2 protein-coding genes are annotated in these 1,297 nt (G+C 66.5%); both read right to left on the reverse strand.

Features of this window, described 5'->3' with window-relative positions; translation table 11 throughout:
* Positions 1 to 33: 33 nt before the first annotated feature.
* Positions 34 to 918: an IS3 family transposase gene (locus PV350_RS46605; protein WP_500339311.1), complete on the reverse strand. Its 885-nt coding sequence runs from the start codon at positions 916 to 918 to the stop codon at positions 34 to 36.
* A gap of 5 nt (positions 919 to 923) precedes the next feature.
* The gene (locus tag PV350_RS46610) at positions 924 to 1,229 is read right to left on the reverse strand and encodes a transposase (protein ID WP_266993132.1); all 306 of its coding nucleotides are present in this window, start codon (positions 1,227 to 1,229) and stop codon (positions 924 to 926) included.
* Positions 1,230 to 1,297 lie beyond the last annotated feature (68 nt).

Raw genomic sequence — 1,297 nt, forward strand, 5'->3', positions numbered from 1 at the left:
TGAAGTTTCCCCGTGATCTCGGACACTCGTTGCTTACGCTGCGAGGGTGTGTTCTTGCTCGTGTCGCTGTCGGATCTCCAGCGGGGTGAGGTACCCCCAGGCCGGATGCTTCCGTAGTCGTCTGCGGTTGTAGAAGGTCTCGATGAAGGCGAAGATCTCCGACCGAGCGGTGGCCCGGTCGGGCCAACGGCGGGTGCCGATCTCCTCTTTGAGCAGTGCGAAAAAGCTCTCGGCGGCCGCATTGTCGTAGCACGAGCCGGTGCGGCCCATGCTTTGCCGCAGTCCCAACCGGTTTATTTCACATCGGAGTTCCTCGGAGGTGTACTCCGATCCGCGATCGGAATGCGCGATGCATCCGGGCTGGAGCCGGCCGCGTCCCGCGGCCATCGTCAGCGCGTCGACGACCAGGGAGGCGCGGTGATGGTCGGCCATCGAGTAGCCGACGATCTCGCGGGTGGCCAGGTCCAGCCAGGTCGCCAGATACAGCCACCCCTCGTCGGTGGGGATGTAGGTGATGTCACCGACCAGTTTCCGGCCCGGGGCGTCGGCCGTGAAGTCGCGGCCGATCAGGTCCGCGGCGGGCACCGCCCTCTTCGCCGGACGGGTCAGCGACCGGCGCTTGCGCCGGGTGACCCCGGCGATGTCGCGCTCACGCATGATCCGCTCCACTCGCTTGCGGTTGACCCGCCGGCCCAGCCTGCGCAACTCGGCATGGATACGCGGCACCCCGTAGGTGCACCGGGAGGCGATGTGCAACACGGTGATCTCATGGGCCAAGGCGTCGTCGGCGGCCCGGCGGGCGGCGCGGGCCTGCTCGCCGGCCAACCAGGCGTAGAAGGATGATCGGGCCACCTTCAGCAGCCGGCACAACAGAGCAACGTTATGGGTGGTCTTCTCCGCCTCGATGAACGCGTACACCTCGCTCATCGATCGCTCTCCTTCGCGAAGAAGACCGCCGCTTTTCGCAGCACCTCGATCGTCTCGGCCTGCTCACGGTTCTGCCGCCGCAGCCGACGCAACTCTTCCCGCTCCGCGCTCGTCAGCTCGCCCGGCGCCCCTTGCCCCCGGTCGATCGTGTCCTGCTTGACCCAGTTCCGCAGTCCCTCGGCACTGACCCCGATCTCCCGGGCCACCTCGGTGACGGTCTTCCCGGAGGACCGGACCAGCGCGACCGCGTCGCGCTTGAACTCCTCCGTATACCGCCTGCTGCGGTTGCTCTTACTTCCCACCTGGCCACTACTTCCTCTGGAACCTCACGTCCCAGTCTCCAGGTGTCCAACATCGAGGGGAAGCTTCA

The organism is Streptomyces sp. PA03-6a (assembly GCF_033792765.1).
In the GTDB taxonomy this organism is placed as follows: domain Bacteria; phylum Actinomycetota; class Actinomycetes; order Streptomycetales; family Streptomycetaceae; genus Actinacidiphila.